Raw genomic sequence first — 25,307 nt, 5'->3', positions numbered from 1 at the left:
AATCACTCCTAAAATCCACAAATTCCTTTAACCCCCAAAGGATCCACCTCAAGAATTTCAGCTAACCTCTTCGCCTTATCGTGGAGTCCCAGCCTATAAAAGCAAGCAACTAAGATTTCACGGATCGACCTTACCGCCCTCAAAGAACCTATCTGTTGGAGGCGCCAAAATGCCTCCTCAGCCACCTCTAACGCCTGCAAGTATTGACCATCTAAATATGCGACATACGAATATTCAGCTAATGCCTCCGGAAGATATTCATATGAGTAATCGCGCGCAAATTTAACGTTATCAAACAAAGTAGCCCTAGCTTCCTTTGGTTTATTTTCTTGGACTTGCAGTTGTGCGCGATTAATCGCAACTTGACTACGGTACCTCCCAGCCCTGGAAAGCGTATCTACATCAAACTTGCTACCATAATTCTCAATACAGATAAACCGGTCAGCGGAATGTTCTATTGATTCACCTACTCGAAAGTCTCCCATTTTCATATAGGCAAGCGCCATAAGATTGTACATCAAGCCTTCATCGAGAAGCCTGCATGAATTGTCTTGATTCAAATACTTATCTCGGGCAGAAGCCAATCTCGAAAGCCCGCTTCGAGGATCTTCCATTCTTTTAATTTCAAAAGCAGCTGCACGATGGGCTGCAGCATATGAATCCGTACAATTAGATGCTACACGTTCTGCGGCATCAAAGTATTCGAGGCACCCACGATCTCTACAGGCAGCAGCAACCGTACCGCAATAAATTAAAAGAGTGTAGTCATTGGCATCGACAATATCGGACTTTCGTTCACAAATCACTTTGTACACCGCGTCATAATCACCAAAGAATAGAACAACAGCGTCGATAACTCTTTTAAGATGATAAATATTTGACTCTCGAACGAAATTACTTAAAGAAGACTCTGAAATCCTCTTTAATTCGGCTATCTGTATGTGGCTTTTGTAGAATACAGAAGGATCCAAAAATTTCCTGACTCCCAAATCGCTCACATAACAGGGAGCACTCATGGTTCTCGGGAAGGGAGAATAATTCCGAGAGTCAATCACATTTTTTAGAACACCAAATCTCTCGGTAAACGCCGGAGACATAGGCTTGCATCTAAGATTATCGTGCAGTAGATCCAAATGTTCTTGAACTTCGGCTGAATACATGACTGCAATCTCCTATATCTCCGGCGTCAACCTAATTGTTACTGATCCTCATCGATGTCAACAAGATGCGCCCAAACCGAGTGCATACCACCAAAGAGTCCAGCCTTGTCTTCCTCAATCTTGCGCACAATATCGTGGACCTCCTCCATTCTTCTTCTCACCTCCTCTCACGACATTCACAAGCGGTCGCCCTGATCAAACACCGAGCGGCACAGCAGGACGACCAACCGAAACCATATTTAACCGTAATAATATATTTATTGGCAATAGCGTCTCACATGCCGAGAATCTCAACACACCTGGAGACTTAGAGGTCGCGTCATTAGGTTAGGGCTTGTGGGTGGGGCGTTGGTCCCAGCGGTGGGTGGTCCAGACGTGGTGGATGAGGTTCCTGATGGTGATGATGATGCTGGCCAGGGCGATGAACGCCTCGATCACCCGGGTACGCACCTCGGTACAGATCTGGATCCTACGGAAGCCGCGGGTGTGCCAGGAGTCGGTGCGCTCGATCACCCAGCGCCTACCGGGCGGCGGACCATATGGCGCCGCAGTCGGAGGTGAAGGCGAAGATGCGTCCGGGGACCTGCTCCAGGCACTCACGCCAGGTGGCGTGAACGCGCGTGTTGGCCAGGTCGTGGTAGTCCAGGCCGGCGCGGCGCAGCTTGGCGTCGTCCATGTCGAACAGGGGGTCCACGAGGTGGAGCATGGAGCCGGTGTTGGCGCTCAGACGGATCGCCGCCCCGGTGTTACCGGGAATGCGCGGCTCGAAGAAGATGACGTGCAGCACGGAGACAATGAGACCACATGCTGAGGTGCCCCGACGACGACCGTGCTCCGGCTGCCATGATCGGGGCATGAGCTCCGCCTTGTCGCACGCCCCTCACCCCGTCCTGTCCTCCGGGGTGCTGGCCGGTGATGTCGTGCGCCTCGAGCCGCTCGCGCCCGAGCACGTGCCGGGGCTCCAGCGGGCCGCGGAGGCGGCTGCGACGAGTCCCTTCGCCGCGGTGCCGACGCCCGACGAGGTCGAGGACTACGTGGCTCGCAGCCTGGCTCGCCGGGATGCGGGGGCCTATGCGCCTTTCGCGCAGGTGGAGGTCACCACTGGTCGCGTCGTCGGGCACACTGCGTACCTGACGCCGCGATGGATGCCGGATGGGCGGCTCTTCGCCGTCGAGATCGGGTCCTCCTGGCTCTCGCCAGCAGTCCGCGGAACGGCCGTCAACCCCGCCGCCAAGCTGCTGCTCCTTGCGCAGGCCCTTGAGGACTGGGGTGTGGACCGCGTCGACATCAAGACCGACGCACGCAACGACGTGGCTCGCGGGGCGATCGCGGCCATGGGCGCAACCTTCGAGGCGGTTCTGCGCGCCTGGCAGCCCTCCCTGGCACCCGGTGAGGAGGGGCGTCCGCGCGACACGGCCATGTTCAGCATCACCCCGACGCAGTGGCCTCGGGTCAGGTCCCTCCTGGAGGAGCGCATCACGAGACGCTCCACGTCATCGAAAGGATGAGAGAAATGACTGATCTGCGTGATCCGGCCGAGGTCTTCGCCAAGGAGATCGGCTGGCAGCCCGCCCTGGAGCGCACCGACCTGCTCGCTGCGCCCGTGGCTGCGGCGCTGAGGGCTCTGGAGACGTCCTCTCCCGAGGGCGCGGAGCTGGCCCGCCGGGCCCAGGTGGTCCCGATCGATCCGCAGTACTCCGACACCGATGCTCTCGACGCGCACTACGCCCTGGACCCCGAGGCGACCGGGAACTGCGTGCTCGTGGCCGGTAAGCGCACCGGCGAGGAGCGTATCGCCGCCTGCGTCGTGCGGGCGCCCGACTTCGCCGACGTCAACCACGTCGTCAAGAAGCGCATCGACGTGCGCAAGGCCTCGTTCCTGCCGGTGGAGCGGGCCGTGGAGATGAGCGCGATGGAGTACGGCGGGATCACGCCGGTCGGTCTGCCCGAGGACTGGCGGCTCTTCATCGACGGTGCCGTGGCGGATCGGGACACGGTGCTCATCGGCTCGGGCGTGCGCCACTCCAAGCTCCTGGTTCCCGGGGCGCTGCTGGTGGCGCTGCCGGGCGCCGAGCGTGTCGACGACCTGGGGATGCGCCCCGCCTGAGCGGGTCCGTCAGGACCGCCCCGGCAGGGCCCGGGCCCACGCCCTGCTTCTCAGCCCAGGGAGTCCAGGACGATGTTGAGTCCCTCGCTCATGGTGGGGTGGGTGATGACGGCGTCGCGCACCTGCTGCCACCTCAGTCCCCCGAGCATCGCCATCTGGATGCTGGTGACGACCTCGCTGGCCTCGGCGCCGATGATGGCGGCCCCCAGGATGAGGTCGGTGCGGGCGTCGATGACGACCTTGAAGAAGCCCTCGGTGCGGCCCAGGGTCTTGGCGCGCGGGACGGCTGCCGTGGGGGTCTTGGCGACGCGGATCTCGTAGCCGGCCTCGCGGGCCTCGGTCTCGGTGAGTCCGACGTGCCCGAGCTCGGGCGTGGTGAAGACGGCCCACGGGATGAGGCGCCCGGTGGTGGAGGCCTCCTTGCCGGCCAGGATGTCGCGCAGGACGCGGAAGTCGTTCCAGGAGGCGTGGGTGAACTGGGGCGTGCCGGCCACGTCACCGGCGGCGTAGACGCCCTCGGCGGTGGTGCGCAGGTGGTCGTCGACGCGCACGAAGCCGCGCTCGGTCAGCTCCACGCCTGCGGTCTCCAGGCCGAGTCCGGCGGTGACGGGGGTACGGCCCAGGGCCACGAGCAGGTGGGAGCCGGTCGCCTCGCGCCCGTCAGCGGTGGTGACGACGACGCCCCGCCCGTCGGGGCCGGCACTGACTCGGGAGGCACGCGCACCGGTGAGGACCGTGACGCCCAGGGCCTCCAGGCCGGCGGTCACCTCGGCGGCGACGTCGTCGTCCTCGCGGTCCAGGATGTGCGCTCCGGCGTGGACGATGGTGACCGGGACACCGAGGAGCCCCATGAGGGAGGCCATCTCGACGCCGATGACGCCGCCTCCCAGGACGACGAGGCTGGTGGGCAGCTCGGGCAGGGTGAGCAGGTCCTCGCTGGTCCAGTAACGCACGTCGGCCAGACCCTCAATCGGGGGGACCGACGGCGTGGTACCGGTGTTGATGAGAACCTTGGCGCCGCGCACGCGCCGCAGGCCGCCGTCGTTCAGCTGGATCTCGACGGTGCGCTCCCCGATAAACCGGGCAGTGCCTTTGACGAAGTCCATGCCCGAGGCGGGGAACATCTTCTCGTGGGCGGCCACCATGCCGGAGACGACGGCCTCCTTGCGCGCACGGAAGGAGGCCAGGTCGATCCGGGCCTGGGTCAGGGCGTCGGCGCCGCCGTCCTGCTCGGGCAGGGTGACGCCGTAGGTGCCCGAGCCCTGGACCTCGTGGAGGACCCGAGCGGCGGAGATGAGGGTCTTGGTGGGGATGCAGGCGACGTTGATGCAGGTGCCGCCCACCTTGTCACGCTCCACCATGACGACCTTGTCGCCCGCCTTGGCGCGCAGCATCGCCAGGGACTTGCCGGCCTTTCCTCCGCCGACGACGAGCAGGTCGACCTCCTCGACCGGAGCCGTCGTCCCTCCGGAGGAGTCGCCGGTGACGGTGCTGTTCTGGCTCGGGTGCTGAGACGTGGGCTGAGGGCTGAACGATGACGACGTTGACATGGTGTTTCCTTCGGCGGTGCCGCTTGGAGTAGCTCGATGATCGAAGTGATCCGGACACCTGGGCAACGAGGAGCACGAGGCCACTATTTCGCTCTGAGCAGGGCGTTCATACTGCAGACCCGGGCACGGGCAGGCAGCCGGCCACCGCTCGGGCACCAACCGACTGGTCATCGACTGGCCTTATTCGTTGAAGAATACTCATACGAGCTCTAGTTGGACGGTCGTCCCAGAGCCGTCAGTGCCGCATCGAGGGAGTCGACGAGCGTAGCAAAACTCACATCAATGGAGGCCTCCATGGCGAAGCCCCCACGCAGCTCGATGTCGACGAATCCGTGCAGCGCGGAGCGGGTCATCCTCACGGCGTCGACGACCCGCTCATCGGGGATGCGGTAGCCGGACAGCGCTGCGGTCACGACATCGACCGTGCGCCGGGCCGCCGTCGAGTGCATCGGGTTCGTCTCCCTGTCCGACACCTCCCTGGGGAACTGGGTCATCGGATAGAGCCCGGGGTGCTCGTGGGCGAAGGCGCGGTAGGTCTCAGCCAGGGCGCTCAGTGCGTCGCGCCCGGCCAGCCCCATGACGGAGACCGCCAGGCACTCGGCGAGCTCGTCCACCGCCCGCACCGATATCTGCTGGACCAGGTCGCTCATGCCTGCGACGTGCTTGTACAGGCTCGGCGGCGCGACTCCGAGGTCGGCGGCCAGGCGGCTCAGGGAGAGCGCCTCGTAGCCGTGCTCGTCAACGATCTGCGCCGCCCGTTCCACCACGCGCTGGGTGCTCAGTCCTGCCCGGGGCATGTCACTCTCCCCGCCTCTCCCCCACCGGCCTCGAGATATCGGCGTCAGAGACGATGTGCCCGAGGAAGTCGACCACCCTCGGCCCCACGACGTCGGGGCGTTCGAGCATGGGCGCGTGCCCTGCAGCGGGGACCATCATGACCTCCGCCCTCTCCCCCGGCTCTCCGCCGACGGCGCGAGCCACCCAGGTGGCCTCGGCCTCCGGGTCCTTCCAGTCGGGGTCGTCCTCCCCCATGACCACGAGGACCGGGGAGTCGACCTTGTCCATCCACGGGGCGACGACGCGGTGGTCGGTACGAGTCGTGGCCCAGAAGGCACGCCAGCGGCCCGGGCGGCGCAGCAGGCTCACCAGGCGTGCCGCCCGCTGCCGGGCGTCGGGCAGAGCGGGCCACAATCGGGCCGAGTAGCTGTTCCATAGGGCCGGCCCCCAGGGGCGCAGCAGTGCCAGCCCCAGCACAGCGCGCTGCAGGAACGCCTCAACCCGGCTGCCCGGCCCGCGCAGGAAGGGGCAGATGAGGACCAGACCGCGAACCAGGTCGGGCCGACGTCCGGCAGCAATGACCGCAGCAGCCCCGGACATGGAGGCTCCCACGAGGATGGCGGGGCCGGCGTCGAGGGCCTCGATGAGAGCGACGAGGTCTGCGGCAGTGGCCTCGTCACCATAGTCGATGAAGGTCGCAGAGCTGTCCCCGTGACCGCGTAGGTCCGTCACCGCAACACGAAAGCCCGCCTCGGTCAAACACCGCACCAACGGGTCATAGGCGTCCCGCACATCCCCCATGGCCGGCGAGCAGATGACAAAAGGTCGACTCGGCGCCGCGAGCCCTCTACCGGTCCCAGAGGGATCGTGCACCTCGTAGGCGATAGTGCCACCCGGCACCTCAAGTTGGCTAACACTCATAGCCAGGAGACTACTGCCTTGTTCTTTTGGGGGCAAGCAGCACCCTGACGGGCCCGACTCGGCCTGGTGCTGGGCGGTGAGCTCGGGTTCTATCCTCGGGCCACGGCGCGTGACAACCTGTTGTTCTTCGCTGATCTGCAGGGTGTTGAGCCCCGACGACGACGCGGGGCTGTTGCGGAGGTCCTGGAGCGTGTGGGGCTGGCCGATGCGGCCGGGCGCAAGGCGGGTGAGCTCTCCCGTGGGATGCGTCAGCGTCTGCACCTGGCGCGGGCGCTGCTCGGGTCGCCTTCGCTCCTGCTGCTTGATGAGCCCACCAGCGGCCTGGACCCCGACGTGGCCCTCCAGGTGCGGGACCTGGTGCGTGAGCTGGCGCAGCGGGGAACGGGGGTGCTGCTGACCTCGCACTCGATGCCGGAGGTTGAGGAGCTCGCCGATGTCATCTCGGTGATCGGTGCGGGGCGTATCGCCGTGCGCGGCGGAGTCGCTGACGTGGCCGCCCTCGCCGGGGTGAGCGCCACGACGACCTTCACGCTTCCGGCCCGGTACGGTGATGTCATCGAGGCGCTTCGCCGGCGTCTGGGGGCGCGGGCGACGGTGGAGCAGCGGGCTTCGTCGGCCCGGTGGGCGGTGACGGTCTACTGGGCCGCGGGTGCCGGTGGCGCCGGTGAGCCGATGCGCGGCGATGACGACATCGCCGATCCGGACCTGGTCGTCTCGGTTCTGGCTGAGGCCGGGGCGCAGGCGCCGTCGGACCTGGTGACGCGGGCGGCTTCCCTGGAGGAGGCCTACCTGGCCCTGGCGGACGGGCTCGCCCGGTGAGGCGCCAGATGAGGATGACGGTCTTTCACATCCGTCAGTTCATCTCGGTCCCCTACTTCATCCAGCTGATGGTCATGACGACAACCGCCACCACGCTGGTGCAGTTCCTGGCGGCCTCCGCCTGGGGTGGTATCACGCCGACGCAGGGCTGGGCACGCTGAGCCGGTGCTCCCGCTGTCGGTTCCCTACGAGCTGCTTCTAGGGCGCCCGACAGGTGCTGTCACGGTATCCGGGTGGGTGGTGTGCACCGCCGCGTGGCTGGGGCTTGCCGCCGTCCTGGGACAGCGGGCACTGCGACTGGCGACCCGGGCCGGGACCCTGGAGGTGGTCTGACTGGGGGCGCGGTCACTGTCCTTCGTGCATCGCCTCGGGGGTGCGGGTCTCATGGGCGTCGTCGACGGCCTTCGCGACGCTGGGGACCGCCGTGGTAACGCTGCTGGTGCTTCCGCTGCTGGATGTCCTCTTCGACGTCCTCATGGGCTCAGACCTGTCCGCACCCGACCTGGTGCGTACCGGCTACGCCGCGGCCCTGGTGGCGCTGGCCGTCTCCGTGGCCGCAGGCGTGGGCGTCAACCTGCCCGACCCCTACCTGGGCGCGACGGTCATCGCCACCTTCCTGCCGCTGCTGACCGGTGTCATCGTGCCCCTCGAGCAGTGCCCCGCCTGGTTGCAGGCACTGGCACGAGCAGTCCCGGTCAGCGGCACCCTGACAGCCCTGGACGCACCGAATGCGGCCGTCCCGGTCCTGCTGGGCCGCGACCTCGCGGTCGCCGCCGTGTGGGCCGGGATCGGCCTGGTCGTCACCCGCCGCGCCGCCACCCGGCTACGCCAGGGCCGACGCACCGACACCATCTGAGGTGCCAGAGCCGGCGAGCTGGCGCAGCACGTACTGGAGGATGCCGCCGTGGCGGAAGTAGTCGGCCTCGCCGGGGGTGTCGATGCGCACGACGGCGTCGAAGGAGATGACCGAGCCGTCGTCCTTGCGCGCCCTGACGGCGACGGTGCGCGGGGTGACGCCCTCGTTGAGGGCCGTCAGGCCCGTGATGGAGAAGGTCTCGGTGCCGTCCAGGCCCAGGGACTCGGCGCTCTGGCCCGCCGGGAACTGGAGTGGCACCACGCCCATGCCGATCAGGTTGGAGCGGTGGATGCGTTCGAAGGACTCGGTAATAACCGCCTTGACGCCCAGCAGAGCCGTCCCCTTGGCGGCCCAGTCACGTGAGGATCCCGAGCCGTACTCCTTACCACCCAGGACCACCAGCGGAATGCCTGCGGCCTGGTAGGCCTGGGAGGCGTCGAAGATCGACTCCTGTGCCCCGGTGAGGAAGTTGCGGGTGTAGCCGCCCTCGACGCCGTCGAGGAGCCGGTTGCGCAGACGGATGTTGGCGAAGGTGCCGCGGATCATGACCTCGTGGTTGCCGCGGCGCGAGCCGTAGGAGTTGAAGTCCACGCGGGCCACACCGTGCTCGGCGAGGTAGCGGCCGGCCGGGGAGTCGGCCTTGATGGCTCCGGCCGGGGAGATGTGGTCGGTGGTCACCGAGTCGCCCAGCAGCGCGAGCACCCGGGCCCCCTCGATGTCGGTCACCGGGGTGAGCTCCATGGTCAGGCCCTCGAAGAAGGGGGCCTTGCGCACGTAGGTGGACTCCCCGTCCCAGGCGAAGGTGTCTCCCTCGGGGGTGTCCAGGCCCTGCCAGCGCTCGTCGCCGGCGAAGACGTCGGCGTAGTCACGCGTGTACATCTCCCGGTCGATCGTGGCGTCGATGACGGCCTGGACCTCGGTGGGGTCGGGCCAGATGTCGGTCAGGAAGACGTCACGGCCCTCGGGGTCCTGGCCCAGCGGCTCGGTGTCGAAGTCGATGTCCATGGTCCCGGCCAGAGCGTAGGCGATGACCAGGGGCGGGGAAGCCAGGTAGTTCATCTTGACGTCGGGGTTGATGCGCCCCTCGAAGTTGCGGTTACCCGAGAGCACCGAGACCACCGCAAGGTCGGCGTCATTGACCGCCTGGGAGACCTCGACCGGCAGGGGCCCGGAGTTGCCGATACAGGTGGCGCAGCCGTAGCCGACGACGTTGAAGCCCAGCTCGTTGAGGGCCGGCCACAGGCCGGCCTTCTCGTAGTAGTCGGTGACGACCTGGCTGCCCGGGGCGGTGGAGGTCTTCACCCAGGGCTTGGAGCGCAGGCCCCGGGCCACGGCGTTACGGGCCAGAAGTCCGGCCGCCATCATCACTGAGGGGTTGGAGGTGTTGGTGCACGAGGTGATCGAGGCGATGGCGACGTGCCCGTGGTCGAGCTCGGTGGCGGTACCGTCGGCCAGGGTCACCGGCGTCGGCTTGGAGGGCTGGGCGGCGTAGGTGGGCAGGATCTCCTTGAAGGACTCCTTGGCCCCCGACAGGACGATGCGGTCCTGGGGACGCTTGGGACCGGCGATGGAGGGCACCACCGTGGACAGGTCCAGCTCGAGGTACTCGGAGTAGACGGGCTCGCGGGCCGGGTCGTGCCACATGCCCTGGGCCTTGGTGTAGGCCTCCACGAGGCGGACGCGCTCCTCGGAGCGGCCGGTCAGGCGCAGGTAGTCCAGGGTGACGTCGTCGATCGGGAAGATCGCGGCGGTGGAGCCGAACTCGGGGCTCATGTTGCCGATGGTGGCGCGGTTGGCCAGCGGCACCTCGGCGACGCCCTCGCCGTAGAACTCGACGAACTTGCCCACCACCCCGTGGGCTCGCAGCATCTCAGTGATGGTCAGGACCACGTCGGTGGCGGTGGCGCCGGCGGGGATGGCGCCGGAGAGCTTGAAGCCCACCACCTTGGGGATGAGCATGGACACGGGCTGGCCCAGCATGGCGGCCTCGGCCTCGATGCCGCCCACGCCCCAGCCCAGGACGCCCAGGCCGTTGACCATGGTGGTGTGGGAGTCGGTGCCCACGCAGGTGTCGGGGTAGGCCTGGGTGACGCCGTCGGCCTCGTGGGTGAAGACGATACGGGCCAGGTACTCGATGTTCACCTGGTGGACGATGCCGGTGCCCGGAGGGACGACGCGGAAGTTGGACAGCGCCCCCTGGCCCCAGCGCAGGAACTGGTAGCGCTCGGCGTTGCGCTCGTACTCGCGCTCCTTGTTGCGCTCCAGGGAAGCAGTCAGGCCGAAGGAGTCGATCTGGACGGAGTGGTCGATGACCATCTCAGCCGGGTTGAGGGGGTTGATGACCTCGGGGTCACCGCCGAGGTCGGCGACCGCCTCGCGCATGGTGGCCAGGTCGACGATGCAGGGCACACCCGTGAAGTCCTGCATGACGACGCGGGCCGGGGTGAACTGGATCTCCGTGTCCGGATCGGCGCTGGGGTCCCAGGCAGCCAGGGCGCGCACGTGCTCGGCGGTGATGTTGGCGCCGTCCTCGGTGCGCAGCAGGTTCTCGGCCAGCACCTTGAGACTGTAGGGCAGGCGCTCCAGGCCGGGAACGGCGTCGAGGCGGTAGATCTCGTAGTCGCGGCCGTCGACGTCGAGGGTGCTGCGCGAGGCGAAGGTGTTGATGCTGGTCACCGGGGCTCACTTCCAGTTGTCGTACCGATCCGACCCGCTGCGTCGCCACAGAGCCGATCGCGGGACCGTTGGGGCGGTCGGGAGGCGACGGGCCGGACGGGCAGCAGGGCGGATGCTCCGGTGTGGACCGTAGCCCACGGCGTGTCATCCGTTGTCAATACGTAGGCATGCCTGGCCAAACCTGACGGCCGGAGGGGGTGATGGGACGGCAATTAGGCAACATCCCGTGCACGCAACGAGGACGGGCGCCCTGCGATCATGTCGCGCACCACTCGCATCCGCCTCTCGATCTTCAAGAGATATCAATGCAGCAACACAGCGGTCACAAAAGGCGCATGAGGTGCTCGGCAATAGATTCATCGCCCTAGGATCACGGCGAATACCTGTGCGATTCCCCCAGGGGGTCGGCAAAGTCGGTGGGTGATGAGGGATGAGCCGGTCTGACGGGGGCTTTGACGGGGTTTGGTGTGTCGTTGAGACGGGGGCGCGGGCCCCGTGGGGACGATGAGTGGTGTCTAGTCATCCCCTCGTCCTGGGAGCCCGCGCTGATGCCATCCTCCACCACGACCGCCTTGTCGCGCCAGCCCCTGGTCCAGGTTCTCAGGAACGTGACCGACCCCCGCGATCGGCGGGGTGTGCGCTTGAGGCCTGCCCACGGTCCTGTCCCTGGCCGTCACCGGGGTGCTGGCCGGCTGCCGGAGCCTGACGGCGATATGGGAGCACACCACCGACCTGACCGGCGCCGACCTGCGCTCTCTGGGGCTGGAGGAGGGGCAGGCCCTTCCATCGGAGTCCACCATCCGACGGGTGCTCCAGGACCTGGACCCCGCAGACCTCGACGCCCATCTGATGACCTGGTTCTACACGCGTACCGGCACCATCAACGGCCGCACAGTGATCGCCGTGGACGGCAAGACCATGCGTGCAGCGCGCAGGGGCGAGGATCCGGCGCCGCACCTCCTGGCCGCCTTGGACCACGCCACGGGCGCCGTGCTTACCCAGGAGCGGGTGGCCGGCAAGTCCAACGAGATCCCCGCACTCAGGGTTCTGCTTGAGCCCCTCGACCTGGACGGGGTCGTGGTGACCGCTGACGCCATGCACACCCAGGTGGACACCGCCCGGTGGATCACCCGGCGTGGTGGTCACTACGTGTTCACCGTCAAGGGCAATCAGAAGACCCTGCGCAGGACGCTCAAGGCCCTGCCGTGGAAGGACGTCCCGTCCATCTCCTCGGTCGAGCGCTGCCACGGTCGGTGGGTGCGGCGCACCGTCAAGGCCCTCGAGGCCCCTCAGCGGGTGGACTTCCCCGCCGCCGCCCAGGTGATCCAGATCCGACGCACCCGAACCGTCAAAGGCCGCAAGCGTGTCGAGGTGGTCTACCTGATCTGCTCCCTGCCCATGACCGACGCCCAGCCCGAGGCCGTCGCGGCCTGGGTCCGCGGGCACTGGGGGATAGAGAACCGTCTCCACTGGATCCGGGACGTGGTCTTCGACGAGGACCGTCACCAGCTGAGCACCCGCAACGGCCCCGAGATCATGGCCGCCCTAAGGAACCTGGCCATCAGCCTCATCCGCCTCTTCCTCGGGCCCGGCGTCTCCATCGCCTCAACCACCAGATCCCTGTCCAGACGCCCCAAACGAGCCATCAGCCTACAGACCCAACCAACCCCCTAAAACCGACTTTGCCGACCCCCTGGCGATTCCCCGAAGCGCAGGTTTACTTCCCCCTCATGAAGATGGAGACAAAGGATGCATTTACAGCACCTCTCTGTGCCCCGAAAGCATGTGGCGAGCCTGCTCGTCGGCGCGCTGCTGGTGGCACTGGGCAGCTTCGTCGCGCTTATCGCCCCCAGTGCGAGCGCTGACCAGAATACCGGCGTGAAGGTGTCCTTCAGCCCTCTTGTTCTTGCCGACAAGGACGGTACGGAGTATCCGGGCAAGCCTGCGCACCTCGAGGATCCGGTTCGCATGAAGTTCGCCTGGGACGCCTCCACCGCCGACCCGCAGCCCGGCCAGTCCTTCAGCATCAGTCTTCCAGCGGAGTACCGGTACCGTGAGATCGGTCGGCACGACGACCTCGTTCTCGGAAACGGCACCAAGGTGGGCGACTGCGTCACGACCTCCGAGACCCTCACCTGCACCTTCAACGCCGCGATCAGCGCCGCCACCGAGCTCAAGGGGTCGGGCAACCAGATGCTCATGGCTCAGAAGGTCACCCAGGAGAACAAGACCACCTTCAACGCCAACGGCACCGATGTCGAGGTCTTCCACCCCAACAACGAGCGGATTCTGCCTATCGCCTGGGTGGAGAAGGACCTCGGCAAGTACGCCAACTCCCTCAAGCGCGACTCCAACGCCCTGACCTGGCACATCCAGTTCAGCGGTACGACCATCGCCAACCACCTGGGAGTGGAGGCGGGTAGCGTCAACACCGTCACGTTCAACGACGTCTCCGGCGGCGGGCAGACCCTCAACCCGGATCTCGGCTCCTGGTACGTGCGGGTCAACCCCGAGGAGTACGGCGGCGGGGCCGACGGCTACTTCGACGTCGCCAAGGCAGATGGCACGGCGATGAGCACCGACCACGGCTCATTCGTCCTGAAGCCGACCATCGGCGCGGACGGGATCACCGCCTCCATCACCCTGACCCGCACGGACGGCACCTTCGCCAAGAACGCGAACTACGAGATCGTCTACCAGTCCCTGGCTGAGGGCGGCAAGATCGTCCCGGGCCGGGTCTACACCAACAGCGCCACCCTGAGCGGCGGCAGGAACACCACGGTGTCCGCGCAGATGGCCTACAAGGACCCGATCTCCTACGACGTGCAGCTGACGCAGGGCTTCGGCTCCTTCGGGGTCAAGAAGTACGTCACCGGCACCCATCAGGATGAGGTCGCCTCGGACACCAAGGTCCGGGTGAACGTCTCCTACGAGCTGCCCGAGGGCACGACCGAGGCCGACTACCCGACCTGGGCCAACAAGCCGACGTCGAACCCCTACACCGTCGAGGTGGCCGTGGGCCAGCAGCAGGCCGCGGACACCCTGCGCGAGTTCCCCAAGGGAACCAGGATCACGCTGACGGAGGACATCTCCGCCGCAGCACTTCCCGGAGCCCTTGGCTGGGGGAGCAAGACCTTCTCGGTCAACGGCACCGAGACGCAGGACAGCACGACGTTCTCAGTCGACACCTCCGTGCAGGCCGTGAGCCTGTACAACGATGTCACTCAGAAGGAGGAGCCGACGCCCACGCCGACGCCGACCCCGGATCCCACCGAGGAGCCCACGCCGACGCCGACCTCCACCGAGGAGCCCACAGCCAGCGCAACAGCTGACACACCATCGGGTGACAGCGGCAGCAACCTGGCGAGCACCGGCTCCAACGCCATGCCGGTGATCGCGGCCGTCGCTGTCCTTCTGGCAACGGGGTACGGGCTCCTGACCGTTCGCCGTCGCGCATCATGACCAGCTCCCACCGGCTGACAAGGCTCCTTCCCGGAGCGTGAGACGGTCCCCGGTCCTCACGGACCGGGGACCGTCTTCATTGCTTCAGGCTCTGTCGAGCACCGCGATCGTCTCGAAGTGGTGCGTGTGCGGGAACATGTCCAGCGCGCTCAGGGAGCCAAGGACGTACCCGGCACGCAGGAGCGTTCCCAGGTCCCTGGCCAGGGCCGCCGGGTCGCAGGCCACCAGGACGATCCGCCCTGGTCCCAGGGAGGCAACGGTCTCGATGACCTCACGGCCGGCCCCCTGTCGCGGCGGGTCGAGAACGACGACGTCGGGGCGGGAGCCGGTGAAGGAGCCTGCGAGCTCGCGCACCGAGCGGGCGCTGACGCGTCCGACGGCCAGGCGGGCGCCGGGATGGTCGTGAAGGGAGCGGCGGGCATCGCGAACGGCCTGCTCACTGCCCTCCAGGGACAGGACCTGACCGCCGCCTCCCACAAGGGCGGCCAGCGGCAGGGTGAACAGTCCCGCACCCGAGTAGAGCTCGAGGACACGGCTGCCCGAGGCTCGTTCGAGATCCTCTCCCAGGGCTGCCCGCACGACGCGCTCGACCAGCACCCGAGGAGCGTCGACGTGCACCTGCCAGAAGCCCTCGGCGTGGACGGAGTAGGTCAGCTCCCCCAGTCCCAGGGCCGAGGCGTCCACGACCTCCTGGACACGACGCCGCCCGGTAGCGCGCGCCTGAGCGGTCAGGAGCCGGTCGTCGAGCAGGACGACCGGCTCACCACCGCTGGGCGCGATGGCCTCGATACGCATGCCGGGCCGGTAGTGGGCGCGCCACCGGGAACGCTCTAGCAGGCCGATCTCGCCGATGGCGGGCACGGCCAGGGGCAGGCGGCGCAGAGGAAGGACCGTCCCAGAGCGGAAGACGTGCATGCCGGGCTCGCCGTCGTCGTTGACCGTCAGGCTCACGCGGGTGCGGGTGGCGGTCCCGGCCAGGGCTCGCCTGCGGGCACTGGTGGAGGCCTGGGCCGCGGCGTCGGTGGGCATGGGCTCGATCGGCACGGCCGCCGCGGTGGAGGCCCCGGTCAGGGAGGCGACGGCGTTGGCCACCTCCTGACCGCCGATCCGGCGCAGGCAGTCGGCCAGGACCCAGCGCTTCCAGGTGCGTTGGGCGTCCAGGGCCACGTGGGCGAGCTCTCCCCCACCCACGCCGGCCGGGCCGGCCTCGGGCCAGACGGAGTCGACGCGATCCGGTGAGGCCTGAAGGATCTCGACGGCGTCGGCGCGCCAGGTGCGAGACGTCATCTCGGTCAGCCGGGCTCGCACCGTCTCACCGGGCAGGGCATGGCGCACGAAGATGACGCGGCCACTCGGGTCGTCCACGGGCCGGGCCACGCAGTGCCCGCCGTGCGCCGGGGCCCCGACGGCCAAGGTGAGCTCGCGGGGTCGCCCGCGGCTGGGGACGGGCCGGTCTGCGGACCGGTCGGGCTGCGGGGTCATCGGTTCTCCTGGTGGTCTGCGCCGCCACCGGCGCCGGGGCTGCTGGGCTGGCTGAGGTGAGCGAGGTGGCTGTCCATGTGACGGCGCATGGCGACGTCGGCGTCCATGATTCCCTCGGCGGTGCGGGCGCGCACGCCGTGGTGGAAGTGCCGCTGGCCTGGCAGCCCCAGCTGCCAGGGCACGGAGGCGACGACGACGCCGGGGGTGAACAGCAGGACGGTCTTGAGGCGCAGGGCGGTCTGGTTGTGAAGGATCTGCTCCCACCAGTGGCGCACGATGTACTCAGGCAGGAAGACGACGACGAGGTCGCGGGGGGACTCGCGGCGCACCGAGCGCACGTAGTTGATGACCGGGCGGGTGATGTCCCGGTAGGGCGAGTCCAGCACCGTCAGAGGCACCGCGATGTCTGCCTCCTCCCAGGCGTCCAGGAGGCGTTCGGCGCCGCCGTCACCGGTGTCCACCGTCAGGGCCTCCAGGACGGTGGGGTGGGTCGACTGGGCGTAGGTCAGGGCCCGCAGAGTCGGCTGGTGGAGGCGCGAGGCCAGGACGATGGCGTGGACGTGGGCCGGTAGGACCCGGGCGTCGTGCAGGTCGGAGATGGCCACCTCCTCGCTGACTCGCCGGTAGTGCCGGCGGATCCGGTTCATCACCAGGTAGAGCAGCGCCATGATCATCAGGGTGATCCAGGCCCCGCGGGTGAGCTTGGTGAGCAGGACGATCACCAGGACCGTCCCGGTCCCCAGGACCCCGATGGCGTTGATGATGCGGGCGCGGTGCATGCGCGAGCGGGCCCTGGAGTCGGTGGCGATCGTCAGCTCTCGCGTCCAGTGGCGCACCATGCCCACCTGAGAGAGCGTGAAGGAGATGAAGACGCCCACGATGTAGAGCTGGATGAGGCGGGTGGTGCTGGCCTCGAAGCCCACGAGGAAGGCCACGGCCCCCAGCCACAGGACGATGATGCCGTTGGAGAAGGCCAGGCGGTCACCGCGCTGGGAGAGCTGGCGGGGAAGGAACTCGTCACGGGCCAGGACACTGGCCAGGACCGGGAAGCCGTTGAAGGCGGTGTTGGCGGCCAGCACCAGGATGAGGCCGGTGACGGCGGCGACCAGGTAGAACATCGGCCGGAAGCCGGAGAAGACGGTGGCGGCGATCTGTCCGATCGCGGGGTCCTGGTGGTAGCCGGCCCCCACCGGCACACCGTTGCGCAGAAGCTGGTGGGCCGGGTCCTCCACCATGCGCACGCCGACGGCGCCGGCCAGGTGGATGACGCTCATGAGCATCAGGGTGGCGATCCCGCCCAGGAGCAGCAGCGTGGTGGCGGCGTTGCGGGACTTGGGGCGCTGGAAGCTGGGGACGCCGTTGGAGATCGCCTCCACGCCGGTCAGGGCCGCGCAGCCCGAGGAGAAGGCCCGCAGGACCAGGAACCCGCCGGCCAGGCCGGTCAGTCCCTGCTCCCAGCCGGCGTGGGTGACGACGTCGAGGCCGGCGGACTCGGCCTGGCCGAGTGTCCCGGTGATCTCCTGGATGAGGCCGACAACAGCCATGATGCCGATGACGCCCATGTACAGGTAGGTGGGGATGGCGAAGGCACGGCCCGACTCCCTTGAGCCGCGCATGTTGAGCACGGCCAGGACGGTGACGACGGCGACGGCGATCTCCACCTTGTAGGGGGCCAGGGCCGGTAGGGCGGCCGCGAGGTAGGAGGTTCCTGAGGACACCGAGACCGCGACGGTCAGGACGTAGTCGCTCAGCAGGGCCGAGGCCACCAGGAGGCCCGCGTGAGAGCCGAGGTTGGCCGAGACCACCTCGTAGTCGCCGCCGCCCGACGGGTAGGCGTGGACGGTCTGACGGTAGGAGGCCACCACGACCGCGAGAACGCCGACGACGGCCAGGGCGACCCAGGGGGACAGTGAGGTGGCGGCGACACCGGCCACGGCCAGGGTGATGAGCACCTCATCAGGGGCGTAGCCCACGGAGGACAGGGCGTCGGAGGCGAACACCGGCAGGGCGATTCTCTTGGGCAGCAGCGTCTCCCCCAGAGCCCCACTGGGGACGGGACGGCCAACGAGAAGCCGCTTGATGCGGTCTGCGAAGTCACGCACGTCTCCAGATGTTACGTCCGCGGCCTGACAACGGAGTACCGTCCTCCTCGTGCACTTCGTCATCATGGGCTGTGGCCGCGTCGGAGCGTCCATGGCCGTCCAGCTCGACCGCATGGGGCACTCGGTGTCCGTCATCGACCGGTCCTCAGACTCCTTCCGCCGTCTGCCCTCGGACTTCAACGGCCGCAAGGTCAAGGGGGTCGGCTTCGATCGCGACGCCCTGGAGCAGGCCGGTATCGACGAGGCCTACGCCTTCGTCGCGGTGTCCAACGGGGACAACTCGAACATCGTCGCGGCGCGCGTGGCGCGGGAGAGCTTCGGCGTGGACAACGTCGTCGCCCGCATCTACGACTCCCGCCGGGCCGACGTCTATGAGCGCCTGGGCATCCCCACGGTCGCCACCGTGCGCCAGACGGCCGACCAGATGATGCGCAGGATCCTCCCGGGATCCAGCGCGCGCGAGCTCGAGGACCCCTCGGGCACGATCGCCCTCATCCAGCCCAGTGCCTCACCCCAGTGGGTGGGTACGACGATCGGGGCGCTCGAGGACCGCCTGAGGGTGCGCGTCGCCTGGATCTCGCGTGACGCCACGGCGCTGCTGCCCGAGGCCGCCACCGTCATCCAGGAGCACGACCGCCTGCACCTGGCGGTGAGCACCGACCGCATCGGCCAGGTGCGCCGAGCCCTGTCACACGCCCCGTCACAGGAGGCCTGAGCCATGCAGATCGTGATTGCCGGAGCCGGATCCGTGGGCCGTTCCATCGCCCGCGAGCTCATCAGCCACGGCCATGAGGTCACGCTCATCGACCGATCCGCCGAGGCCATGCGGATCGCCTCGGTGCCGGAGGCCGACTGGCAGCTGGCGGACGCCTGCGACATCGACGCCCTGGAGCACGCCGGGGCCGAGACCTGCGACGTCATCGTGGCCGCCACCGGGGATGACAAGGCCAACCTGGTCATCTCCCTGCTGGCCAAGACCGAGTACGGGGTGCCCCGTACCGTCGCCAGAGTCAACAACCCCAAGAGCGAGTGGCTCTTCGATGAGACCTGGGGCGTGGACGTGGCCGTGTCGACCCCGCGCTTCATGACGGCCCTGGTGGAGGAGGCCGTCAGTGTGGGCAGCCTGGTGAGCATCTTCCACTTCCACCAGTCGGGTGCCTCCATGCACGAGCTGACCCTGCCGGAGGACTCACCGGTCATCGGCGAGCTCGTCTCCGACATCGAGCTGCCGCCCCACACGGTTCTGGCGGCGATCCTGCGCGACTACCGGCCCATCACGCCTGACCGCGACGAGCGCTTCGAGCGCGGGGACGAGCTCATCTTCCTCACGGCTCGCGAGGGGGAGTCCAGCCTGGAGGAGCTGCCACTCATCTTCACGTGACCGCGAGTCGGAAGGCTACTGGTCGGCGGTGGTCCGGGCCGGCGCGATCCGGCTGGGGGCGACCAGCAGCCAGATGAACCACAGGGTCACGGCGTACAGCGGCACGCCCAGGATGAGGCGGGCGGCACCCAGGTAGGACACGGCCTGCTCGCCGGCCAGGTAGAGGGGCACCTCGACGACGAGCCGCAGGGCGAACATCAAGGTGAGGACCCAGGTGCCCGCGTGGTAGCGGAGCCTCACGTTGCGCAGGGCGGGATCGGTGCGCCAGGCCGACGCGCTCGTGCTCGGATCGCTATCGGCGCCCCCCGGCTTCTTCGAGCCGTCAGCGACATCGCTGCCGTCCGACTCATCGGTGACCCGGTGCCACAGGGTGATGAGAGCACCCACGATCGGCCAGCCGACGAGCAGGGAGACCAGGCAGGCTACCAGCCAGGCCGCATTGATCATGAGGCCGGTGGCGTAGAAGTTGGAGGCCTCGCCGCTGTACCAGGCCCACAGAGCCGAGACGAGGACCAGCGCGATCCCGCCCACGACCTGGGCCGGCGACTGCCGCTGCACCAGGCGGGCCACGAGGCCGACGGCGCTGACGACCAGGGAGGAGACCAGGGCAACCACCAGGGCGGTGGGCCGCACCGCCATGACGAGGACGAACACGAGGGTGGGCACGACGGACTCGAGGATGCCGCGCCACCCGCCCACGGCGGCCATGGCGTCGAAGCGCTCGGAGTCGATCGCGCCCAGACCCGTGCGACGATCCGTAGAACGGCTGCTCATTGTCAAGTCCTTCCCCAGTGCCTCACCGGAGGTCGCTGCCGAATACTCACTACTGCCCGGGTCCCAGCAGCTGGTAGGCGGGGTTGTGGATCTGCAGACGGTGGGTGCCGTCGGCGACCCGGCCCTCGGCCAGCAGGTGAGTGCCCGGTTTGATGCCGGCGATCCGTCGTCGGCCCCACCACACCAGGTCGATGCTGCCGGTGCCGTCATAGAGCTGCCCGACGAGGATGGGCTTGTCCTGGCTGGAACGGTAGGTGACCGCCTGCAGAACGCCTGAGACGCGGGTCCGCTGACGGGGCACCAGGGACCCGATCGGATCGGTGCCCCGCCGGCTGGCGGAGCGCTCCTCGTCCTCGGCCTCCAGGTGCTCGCGGCTGGTGCGCAGCGATCTGGACAGCCGTTTCAGGCGGGCGGACAGCGTCGGCATCTAGCGCACTTCGGCGATGGTCGGACCGGGGGCCAGCGGATCGATGCCGGGCAGGTCCTCGGCCTCAGGTCCGGCCGCGGCTCCGGGCGCGCGCAGGGGCAGGATCTCCCGGGGCGGGCGGGCCTGGCCGTCGCGCACGACGACGACGCCGCGCAGCACCTCCCGCAGAGCCTGCGCCGACTGCTCGGAGGAGGCGGCGTGCCCCTGGAGCACGCCTCGCAGGAACCAGCGGGGGCCGTCGATCCCCAGGAAGCGGATCGTGCCGGTCGTCGTCGTGCCGTCGGGGCCGCGCATGGGCAGGTGGGCGACCAGCTCGGCGCCGTACTCCCCGTAGCCCTCCTCGTAGCGGGCGCCGTTTCCGGCGAGCTCTCGGGCGATGTCGCCTCGAAGCTCGTCCCAGATGCCGGCGGTGCGCGGTGCGGCGAAGGCCCGCAGCTCGAGCGCCGAGCCGCCCAGCGCGAGGACGACGGCGGTGACGGTGCCGTCGGGGGCCTGCTCCATGCGCAGCTGCATTCCGTCAACGGCCGGGATCTGCAGCGCACCCAGGTCGATGCGGGGAACGTCCTCCTGGCTCTCAGGCAGCTCGCTGAGGTCCCAGGGGCCGGAGGCGGCCTCGTCGAGGTCGTCGACGTCACCCTCGGCGTCACGCTCGAGGATGGACTCGTCGGTTTCGGCGGATGCGTCGTCACGGCGGCGCGAGAACAGTCCCATGGGGTTCTCCTGAGTTGGGTGGGAGTGTCAGCCGGCGCAGTCGGCGCACACCGGGAGGCCGGTCGCCTCGTCGACGAAGGCCAGCTGGCTGCGGTGATGGACGAGGAAGCACTCCGAGCAGGTGAACTCGTCCTCGAGCTGAGGAACAACGTGAACGCTCAGCTCCTCGCGGGACAGGTCCGCCCCGGGCAGCTCGAAGCCCTCAGCCGCCTCATTCTCGTCCTCCTCGATCGCGGCGGAGGACTGGTCCTTCTGCCGCGAGGTCAGCTCCTCGATGGAATCGGCCTCGGGCTCGTCATCATTCTTGCGCGGGGCGTCGTAGTCAGTCGCCATGGCCTCGTCACTCTTTCTGTCGACGGCTCTCGGGTGACCTCCGAGAACGAAGGTCGAGCCGTGCACGCGCACTGGCGTCGTGCCGACGATCGACGTATCCGCCCCGGAAGGCACGCGCACAATAGCACCGACAGGCGGCCCGTCAAGCCAAATCGCCCGACGAAAGAGCACAGTTCGCTTGCAGTGTGCCCACCCGAGGGTATTCACGAGGGTATTCACACGTGCTTCACATGTGGCACACCGCTGCGCCTCCCACGGCTTGGCGCCTGCGGATGGCAGGCTGTGAAGCACAGTGGAGCATATCGTGCTGACATCGGGATGAAGGAGGCCCCGCCCATGGTCGAACTCGAGCTGCTGGGTGCCAACGGTGACACGATTGTCATGACAGACGAGGACGGCGAGCGCTACAGCATCGTCGTCGATGACGCCCTCAGGGCCGCGGTGCGCCGTGACCGCGGCGCGATCGTGCCCCCGACGGGGACGACCAGTGAGGGACCGGCACCCCTGCGTCCCCGCCAGCTCCAGGCGTACATGCGCGCCGGAGCCACGGCGGCCGAGGTCGCGATCAGCACGGGCATGGACGTGGAGCACGTGCGCCGCTTCGAGGGACCGGTGCTCGCAGAGCGTCAGTGGGCCGTCTCGCAGGCCCAGTCCTGCCGTATCGGCTGGGAGAAGGACTCCCCCCTGCTCGGCGAGCTGGTGGTGGACCGGCTGGCCACGCGCGGCGTCGACCCCTCCAGCCTGGAGTGGGACGCCCTGCGTGAGGGGCGTGACCCGTGGCTCATCATGGTGACCTTCGTACAGTCCGCCGAGGAGAAGCAGGCCCGCTGGTCGCTGGACCTGACGGCCCGGGCGGTTCACGCCCTGGATGATGAGGCGCGCTGGCTCACGGAGGCCGGGGCGGGATCCAAGCGCCCAGCCGTCTTCGACCAGGACTCAAAGGCTCCCGGGGCCTCGGCTACCGCGCCGTCGGCCCACTCCGGGCACTCCCCCGCCTCCGCGGGCTCGGTGTCGGCCGCCTCCGCTCCGGCCGCCGCCTCCGGTGAGCCGTCCGGGCCGGCGGTCGAGGTGCCCGCCGGGATGCTGCCGGTGCGGGAGTACGCGCGCCCCACCGGCGGGGCCATGTCGGCGGATGACACCGACGCGCTGCTGGCCGACCTGGCCTCCTCCCGGGGCAGGCGCGTCGAGGTCGAGCTGCCCCGGGAGGAGGACATGGGTGGTTTCCCCGGCGAGGGGCACGGTGACGAGGACGCCTTCACCGACCCCCATGGCATCGACTACACCAGCAGCCCGGACAGCCCCGAGGTCCCCTCGCCCCCGGCCAGAGGGATCGAGGAGCACCGCGCCGAGGCTCGCGCGGAGTCGGCCGATGAGCCCCTGGAGCAGGCCGCGGGTCTGAGCGCCCAGGTCTACTCGATGTCGGAGCGCCGCCGTCTGCACACCGGTAACCACCCGGCCGGGACCAGGCTGGTGACGGCCTCCAGCGCCCCCTCGGCGGCACCGTCGGCACCGAGCCCCGCCGCTGGCCGTGTACCGGTGGGGCGTCAGGCACCGGTGGGAGCCGACAGCCCCACCGAGCCGGTACCGGAGATCCCCATGCCCTCGCGCTCAGAGGTCATGGCCAAGGCCTCGCCCGGGGCGTCGTCCGCCTCGGGGTCGGGCACGCAGGAGACGCTGCCCGACATGCCCAGGACGGTTCCGGCCAAGAAGAAGTCGCGTCGCCGCTCGCGTCGCTCCGTCCCCTCCTGGGACGAGATCGTCTTCGGGGCCAGGCCCGAGTAGCCCGCCGCAGGGCCGGACCTGGGCGGGTCGCCCGGGCCCTTCAGGCCTCGGTGACGAGCAGCGGCACCTCGGTCTCGGCCGTGGTGAAGGAGCCGTGGACGCCTGGCATGGCGATGGCGGACTCGGAGTGGACCCGGGGGTCGACGAGCACCCAGGTGCCGGCCATGGCCACGACGACGTCTCCGACGACTCCTCGTGCCCGTGGGCTGAGAGCCCCCAGGTGCTCGGCGGCCTGGTCACGGGTCCCGATCCACGCCGCCCGCTCCCCCAGGACGTGGCGGTAGCGGTGGGCCACCTCGGCCGCGAGGTCCGTGTCGCCGTCGGAGACGTGCAGATGCGTCAGGCGGGGCTCCCCGGCGACGGCGACGACGTCGCGCGTGAGCTCCCGGTGGGCGCTGAGGTCGATACGGTGGGCGGCATCGGTGTCGACCATGCCGTGGTCGGCGCTCAGGATGATCCGGGTGCCGGCGGGGACGCGGCGGACCAGCTCGGCCATCGCGGCGTCGAGGCGCTCGAGCTGAGCCAGCCACTGCTCACTGAGCCAGCCGTGCTTGTGGCCGGTATGGTCCAGCTCACCGACATAGAGGTAGACCAGGGGCGTGCCTCGACGCAGGGCGCCCGCGGCCAGGCCGGGGCGGTCCTCCAGACGGTCCGCCCCCAGGTGTGAGGCGCCTCGTAGGGCCGCCTCGGTCAGGCCGGAGCCGGCGAAGCGGGCCGGCCCGATGCTCACGGCGCTCCCGGTGGGGAGGCGCTCGAAGATCGTGGGTACGTCCTGCCAGGCCCGGGGACCGGGGACGTCATCGCCTTTCCAGGTAATGAGGCTGAGGACCTGGGCAGGGCTGGGCGCGGCGGTGGCGGGAAGAGTGGGCCCCAGGTGGGGGTTGAGCACCGAGTAGCCGACCATGCCGGTGGTACCGGGCAGGGCGGAGGTCCCCAGCATGGTCAGGGCCGCGGCCGTTGTCGAGGGCCGGCAGGTGAGGATCCTGCAGTCGCCACCGTTGTCGTCCTGGTCCAGCCATCGGCGCATCGTGGGGGTGTGCCCGCGTCTTTGACGAAGCATCTCCAGGCCCAGCCCGTCAACGAGGACGACGACGGTTCCGGGGCCGCCGGGAGCCTCGCCGGGCCCACCGACCGGTTCGATCCCCCAGCTGCGGGCGACGCGGCGAGCCTTGGCGTCGGTCACGACTGAGCCGGCGACTGAGCCGCCGTCGTTCCCGGGATCGCTGAGAGCCAGCCCGGCACTGACGGCGCCGACCGCCAGGACGTAGCGGAGCGCCGGATCCCGCGGGGAGTCCGGGGCGGGAGCCGGTGAGGGATCCTCGGCGACGGTACGGGACCTCATCGCGGGTCCCGTCACAGGGAGGCGGCGCGGGCCGTCATCTGGGAGAGCCGGCTGGCGAAGGTCTCGGCGCGAGCCAGAGCGGCGGCCCCCTCGACGCCCGCGGCCACGCGGATGACGACGTCGTCGGGCACGGACACGCCGGTCATGCCGTGGTCGGCCTGGCAGTCGGGGTCGCCGCAGGTGGCCGGCTCCATGTCGATGCGGCGCACCGATCCCCAGGAGACCGCGATCGTCATCTCGGTCAGAGTGCCACCGCCCTGGGCGGGATCGGAGACGCCCCGAGTCAGGGCCATGGAGCGGATCCGGCTGAGCGGAACGGCCTCGCTGGTGGCCAGGGCGCCGGGGCTGCCGTCGTCACGGGGGGCGTCGTCGACGTGGACGATGATGAGACGGGTGGAGGTCAGCGACAGGACGGTCAGGTGCCGGTGGACGGCCTCTGCGAAGGTGGTCTCGGCCTGGACCATGCCGGAGACGATCTCCTCCTGCCCCGCGGCCAGTCGGAGGGTGTCGAGCACCAGCTCGGGGTAGTAGCCGGCGAGCTCCACCTGCTGCGCCAGGTCGGCGAAGGCGTCCTGCGCCGCCTGAAACGAGGCCGGGCCGGCGGCCGAGTTCTGGCGTGAGTGGGTCGTCATGGTCGCCATTGTG

24 protein-coding genes and 2 pseudogenes are annotated in these 25,307 nt (G+C 68.5%); 11 read left to right on the top strand and 15 right to left on the bottom strand.

The features are described 5' to 3' along the window. Window positions 1-8: 8 nt before the first annotated feature. From EL340_RS02920 to EL340_RS02910, 3 genes and pseudogenes are all read right to left on the bottom strand, one after another. Window positions 9-1,160 carry a hypothetical protein gene (locus tag EL340_RS02920; protein WP_126413338.1) on the bottom strand — a complete coding sequence of 384 codons (1,152 nt, stop codon included), beginning with the start codon at window positions 1,158-1,160 and terminating at the stop codon, window positions 9-11. Window positions 1,161-1,487: 327 nt separating this feature from the next. Then, window positions 1,488-1,685: pseudogene (locus EL340_RS02915) on the bottom strand (IS5/IS1182 family transposase); the annotation flags it as partial. A gap of 28 nt (window positions 1,686-1,713) precedes the next feature. After that, a pseudogene (locus EL340_RS02910) lies at window positions 1,714-1,947 on the bottom strand (tRNA (cytidine(34)-2'-O)-methyltransferase); the annotation flags it as partial. A gap of 67 nt (window positions 1,948-2,014) precedes the next feature. Here EL340_RS02910 and EL340_RS02905 point away from each other — a divergent pair. Beyond that, window positions 2,015-2,668, top strand: coding sequence for a GNAT family N-acetyltransferase (locus EL340_RS02905; protein WP_126413336.1), 654 nt, complete (start codon window positions 2,015-2,017; stop codon window positions 2,666-2,668). A gap of 5 nt (window positions 2,669-2,673) precedes the next feature. Next, the gene (locus EL340_RS02900) at window positions 2,674-3,267 is read left to right on the top strand and encodes a YbaK/EbsC family protein (RefSeq protein ID WP_126413335.1); all 594 of its coding nucleotides are present in this window, start codon (window positions 2,674-2,676) and stop codon (window positions 3,265-3,267) included. A 50-nt stretch (window positions 3,268-3,317) separates the two neighbouring features. Here the strand turns inward: EL340_RS02900 and EL340_RS02895 are convergent, their stop codons facing one another. The 3 genes from EL340_RS02895 to EL340_RS02885 all read right to left on the bottom strand — a co-directional run bounded on the left by EL340_RS02895 (window position 3,318) and on the right by EL340_RS02885 (window position 6,395). After that, window positions 3,318-4,817, bottom strand: a complete 1,500-nt coding sequence (locus EL340_RS02895) for a dihydrolipoyl dehydrogenase family protein (protein WP_269471643.1) — start codon at window positions 4,815-4,817, stop codon at window positions 3,318-3,320. Between the two features lie 209 nt (window positions 4,818-5,026). After that, entirely contained in the window at window positions 5,027-5,614 is a 588-nt protein-coding gene (locus tag EL340_RS02890) for a TetR/AcrR family transcriptional regulator (RefSeq protein WP_126413334.1), read from the bottom strand. Between the two features lies 1 nt (window position 5,615). After that, window positions 5,616-6,395 carry an alpha/beta fold hydrolase gene (locus EL340_RS02885; protein ID WP_232023279.1) on the bottom strand — a complete coding sequence of 260 codons (780 nt, stop codon included), beginning with the start codon at window positions 6,393-6,395 and terminating at the stop codon, window positions 5,616-5,618. 186 nt (window positions 6,396-6,581) lie between these two features. On the opposite strand from EL340_RS02885, the gene EL340_RS02880 reads away from it, so the two are divergent. From EL340_RS02880 to EL340_RS02870, 4 genes are read left to right on the top strand one after another with little or no spacing between them, the layout of a single operon-like run. Beyond that, window positions 6,582-7,334 (top strand): ATP-binding cassette domain-containing protein, encoded by a 753-nt coding sequence (locus EL340_RS02880; protein WP_232023196.1) that lies wholly within the window; start codon window positions 6,582-6,584, stop codon window positions 7,332-7,334. A 14-nt stretch (window positions 7,335-7,348) separates the two neighbouring features. Next, window positions 7,349-7,495, top strand: coding sequence for a hypothetical protein (locus EL340_RS15260; protein WP_232023195.1), 147 nt, complete (start codon window positions 7,349-7,351; stop codon window positions 7,493-7,495). A 4-nt stretch (window positions 7,496-7,499) separates the two neighbouring features. Then, window positions 7,500-7,667, top strand: coding sequence for a hypothetical protein (locus EL340_RS15255; protein ID WP_232023194.1), 168 nt, complete (start codon window positions 7,500-7,502; stop codon window positions 7,665-7,667). A gap of 40 nt (window positions 7,668-7,707) precedes the next feature. Next, window positions 7,708-8,190: an ABC transporter permease gene (locus tag EL340_RS02870; RefSeq protein ID WP_126413332.1), complete on the top strand. Its 483-nt coding sequence runs from the start codon at window positions 7,708-7,710 to the stop codon at window positions 8,188-8,190. Here EL340_RS02870 and acnA read toward each other — a convergent pair. Beyond that, window positions 8,158-10,866: an aconitate hydratase AcnA gene (gene acnA / locus EL340_RS02865; protein WP_126413331.1), complete on the bottom strand. Its 2,709-nt coding sequence runs from the start codon at window positions 10,864-10,866 to the stop codon at window positions 8,158-8,160. The genes EL340_RS02870 and acnA overlap by 33 nt on opposite strands. A gap of 681 nt (window positions 10,867-11,547) precedes the next feature. On the opposite strand from acnA, the gene EL340_RS02860 reads away from it, so the two are divergent. Further along, complete coding sequence (locus EL340_RS02860; RefSeq protein WP_232022964.1) at window positions 11,548-12,540, top strand: ISAs1 family transposase; 993 nt, start codon at window positions 11,548-11,550, stop codon at window positions 12,538-12,540. A gap of 96 nt (window positions 12,541-12,636) precedes the next feature. Continuing rightward, window positions 12,637-14,328 (top strand): DUF7926 domain-containing protein, encoded by a 1,692-nt coding sequence (locus EL340_RS02855; protein WP_232023193.1) that lies wholly within the window; start codon window positions 12,637-12,639, stop codon window positions 14,326-14,328. An 84-nt stretch (window positions 14,329-14,412) separates the two neighbouring features. On the opposite strand, the gene EL340_RS02850 is transcribed toward EL340_RS02855, so the two are convergent. Continuing rightward, the gene (locus tag EL340_RS02850) at window positions 14,413-15,810 is read right to left on the bottom strand and encodes a class I SAM-dependent RNA methyltransferase (RefSeq protein ID WP_126413329.1); all 1,398 of its coding nucleotides are present in this window, start codon (window positions 15,808-15,810) and stop codon (window positions 14,413-14,415) included. Next, window positions 15,807-17,912 (bottom strand): APC family permease, encoded by a 2,106-nt coding sequence (locus EL340_RS02845; protein WP_126413328.1) that lies wholly within the window; start codon window positions 17,910-17,912, stop codon window positions 15,807-15,809. The genes EL340_RS02850 and EL340_RS02845 overlap by 4 nt, the downstream gene beginning before the upstream one ends. 91 nt (window positions 17,913-18,003) lie before the next feature. Here EL340_RS02845 and EL340_RS02840 point away from each other — a divergent pair, with 91 nt between their 5' ends. Further along, window positions 18,004-18,627, top strand: coding sequence for a potassium channel family protein (locus EL340_RS02840; RefSeq protein WP_232023278.1), 624 nt, complete (start codon window positions 18,004-18,006; stop codon window positions 18,625-18,627). Between the two features lie 3 nt (window positions 18,628-18,630). Next, window positions 18,631-19,293 carry a potassium channel family protein gene (locus tag EL340_RS02835; RefSeq protein WP_126413326.1) on the top strand — a complete coding sequence of 221 codons (663 nt, stop codon included), beginning with the start codon at window positions 18,631-18,633 and terminating at the stop codon, window positions 19,291-19,293. A 15-nt stretch (window positions 19,294-19,308) separates the two neighbouring features. On the opposite strand, the gene EL340_RS02830 is transcribed toward EL340_RS02835, so the two are convergent. From EL340_RS02830 to EL340_RS02815, 4 genes are read right to left on the bottom strand one after another with little or no spacing between them, the layout of a single operon-like run. After that, complete coding sequence (locus EL340_RS02830; RefSeq protein ID WP_126413325.1) at window positions 19,309-20,067, bottom strand: DUF3159 domain-containing protein; 759 nt, start codon at window positions 20,065-20,067, stop codon at window positions 19,309-19,311. A gap of 49 nt (window positions 20,068-20,116) precedes the next feature. After that, on the bottom strand, window positions 20,117-20,494 hold the full coding sequence (locus EL340_RS02825) for an OB-fold nucleic acid binding domain-containing protein (RefSeq protein ID WP_126413324.1): 378 nt from the start codon (window positions 20,492-20,494) through the stop codon (window positions 20,117-20,119). Next, entirely contained in the window at window positions 20,495-21,205 is a 711-nt protein-coding gene (locus tag EL340_RS02820; protein ID WP_126413323.1) for a DUF3710 domain-containing protein, read from the bottom strand. Window positions 21,206-21,232: 27 nt separating this feature from the next. Next, window positions 21,233-21,538 (bottom strand): DUF4193 domain-containing protein, encoded by a 306-nt coding sequence (locus EL340_RS02815; protein WP_004565030.1) that lies wholly within the window; start codon window positions 21,536-21,538, stop codon window positions 21,233-21,235. Window positions 21,539-21,874: 336 nt separating this feature from the next. Between EL340_RS02815 and sepH the strand changes: the two genes are divergently transcribed. Further along, window positions 21,875-23,320, top strand: a complete 1,446-nt coding sequence (gene sepH, locus EL340_RS02810; protein WP_164719330.1) for a septation protein SepH — start codon at window positions 21,875-21,877, stop codon at window positions 23,318-23,320. 40 nt (window positions 23,321-23,360) lie between these two features. On the opposite strand, the gene EL340_RS02805 is transcribed toward sepH, so the two are convergent. Both EL340_RS02805 and EL340_RS02800 read right to left on the bottom strand, forming a co-directional pair. Next, entirely contained in the window at window positions 23,361-24,662 is a 1,302-nt protein-coding gene (locus tag EL340_RS02805; protein WP_126413321.1) for an alkaline phosphatase family protein, read from the bottom strand. An 11-nt stretch (window positions 24,663-24,673) separates the two neighbouring features. Next, on the bottom strand, window positions 24,674-25,294 hold the full coding sequence (locus tag EL340_RS02800; RefSeq protein WP_197722340.1) for a DUF5998 family protein: 621 nt from the start codon (window positions 25,292-25,294) through the stop codon (window positions 24,674-24,676). Window positions 25,295-25,307 lie beyond the last annotated feature (13 nt).

It is taken from the genome of Actinomyces viscosus, from assembly GCF_900637975.1.
Lineage (GTDB): Bacteria > Actinomycetota > Actinomycetes > Actinomycetales > Actinomycetaceae > Actinomyces > Actinomyces viscosus.
Note: the sequence above shows the minus strand (reverse complement) of the source record. Positions and strands in the feature narration are given on the sequence as shown.

What these genes read in the sequence shown, in the direction of transcription:
- EL340_RS02920 (WP_126413338.1), bottom strand. Translation starts at nt 1,160, where the DNA reads ATGTATTCAGCCGAAGTTCAAGAACATTTGGATCTACTGCACGATAAT.
- EL340_RS02905 (WP_126413336.1), top strand. Translation starts at nt 2,015, where the DNA reads ATGAGCTCCGCCTTGTCGCACGCCCCTCACCCCGTCCTGTCCTCCGGG.
- EL340_RS02900 (WP_126413335.1), top strand. Translation starts at nt 2,674, where the DNA reads ATGACTGATCTGCGTGATCCGGCCGAGGTCTTCGCCAAGGAGATCGGC.
- EL340_RS02895 (WP_269471643.1), bottom strand. Translation starts at nt 4,817, where the DNA reads ATGTCAACGTCGTCATCGTTCAGCCCTCAGCCCACGTCTCAGCACCCG.
- EL340_RS02890 (WP_126413334.1), bottom strand. Translation starts at nt 5,614, where the DNA reads ATGCCCCGGGCAGGACTGAGCACCCAGCGCGTGGTGGAACGGGCGGCG.
- EL340_RS02885 (WP_232023279.1), bottom strand. Translation starts at nt 6,395, where the DNA reads ATGGGGGATGTGCGGGACGCCTATGACCCGTTGGTGCGGTGTTTGACC.
- EL340_RS15260 (WP_232023195.1), top strand. Translation starts at nt 7,349, where the DNA reads ATGACGGTCTTTCACATCCGTCAGTTCATCTCGGTCCCCTACTTCATC.
- EL340_RS02850 (WP_126413329.1), bottom strand. Translation starts at nt 15,810, where the DNA reads ATGACCCCGCAGCCCGACCGGTCCGCAGACCGGCCCGTCCCCAGCCGC.
- EL340_RS02840 (WP_232023278.1), top strand. Translation starts at nt 18,004, where the DNA reads ATGGCCGTCCAGCTCGACCGCATGGGGCACTCGGTGTCCGTCATCGAC.
- EL340_RS02835 (WP_126413326.1), top strand. Translation starts at nt 18,631, where the DNA reads ATGCAGATCGTGATTGCCGGAGCCGGATCCGTGGGCCGTTCCATCGCC.
- EL340_RS02830 (WP_126413325.1), bottom strand. Translation starts at nt 20,067, where the DNA reads ATGAGCAGCCGTTCTACGGATCGTCGCACGGGTCTGGGCGCGATCGAC.
- EL340_RS02825 (WP_126413324.1), bottom strand. Translation starts at nt 20,494, where the DNA reads ATGCCGACGCTGTCCGCCCGCCTGAAACGGCTGTCCAGATCGCTGCGC.
- EL340_RS02820 (WP_126413323.1), bottom strand. Translation starts at nt 21,205, where the DNA reads ATGGGACTGTTCTCGCGCCGCCGTGACGACGCATCCGCCGAAACCGAC.
- EL340_RS02815 (WP_004565030.1), bottom strand. Translation starts at nt 21,538, where the DNA reads ATGGCGACTGACTACGACGCCCCGCGCAAGAATGATGACGAGCCCGAG.
- sepH (WP_164719330.1), top strand. Translation starts at nt 21,875, where the DNA reads ATGGTCGAACTCGAGCTGCTGGGTGCCAACGGTGACACGATTGTCATG.
- EL340_RS02805 (WP_126413321.1), bottom strand. Translation starts at nt 24,662, where the DNA reads ATGAGGTCCCGTACCGTCGCCGAGGATCCCTCACCGGCTCCCGCCCCG.
- EL340_RS02800 (WP_197722340.1), bottom strand. Translation starts at nt 25,294, where the DNA reads ATGACGACCCACTCACGCCAGAACTCGGCCGCCGGCCCGGCCTCGTTT.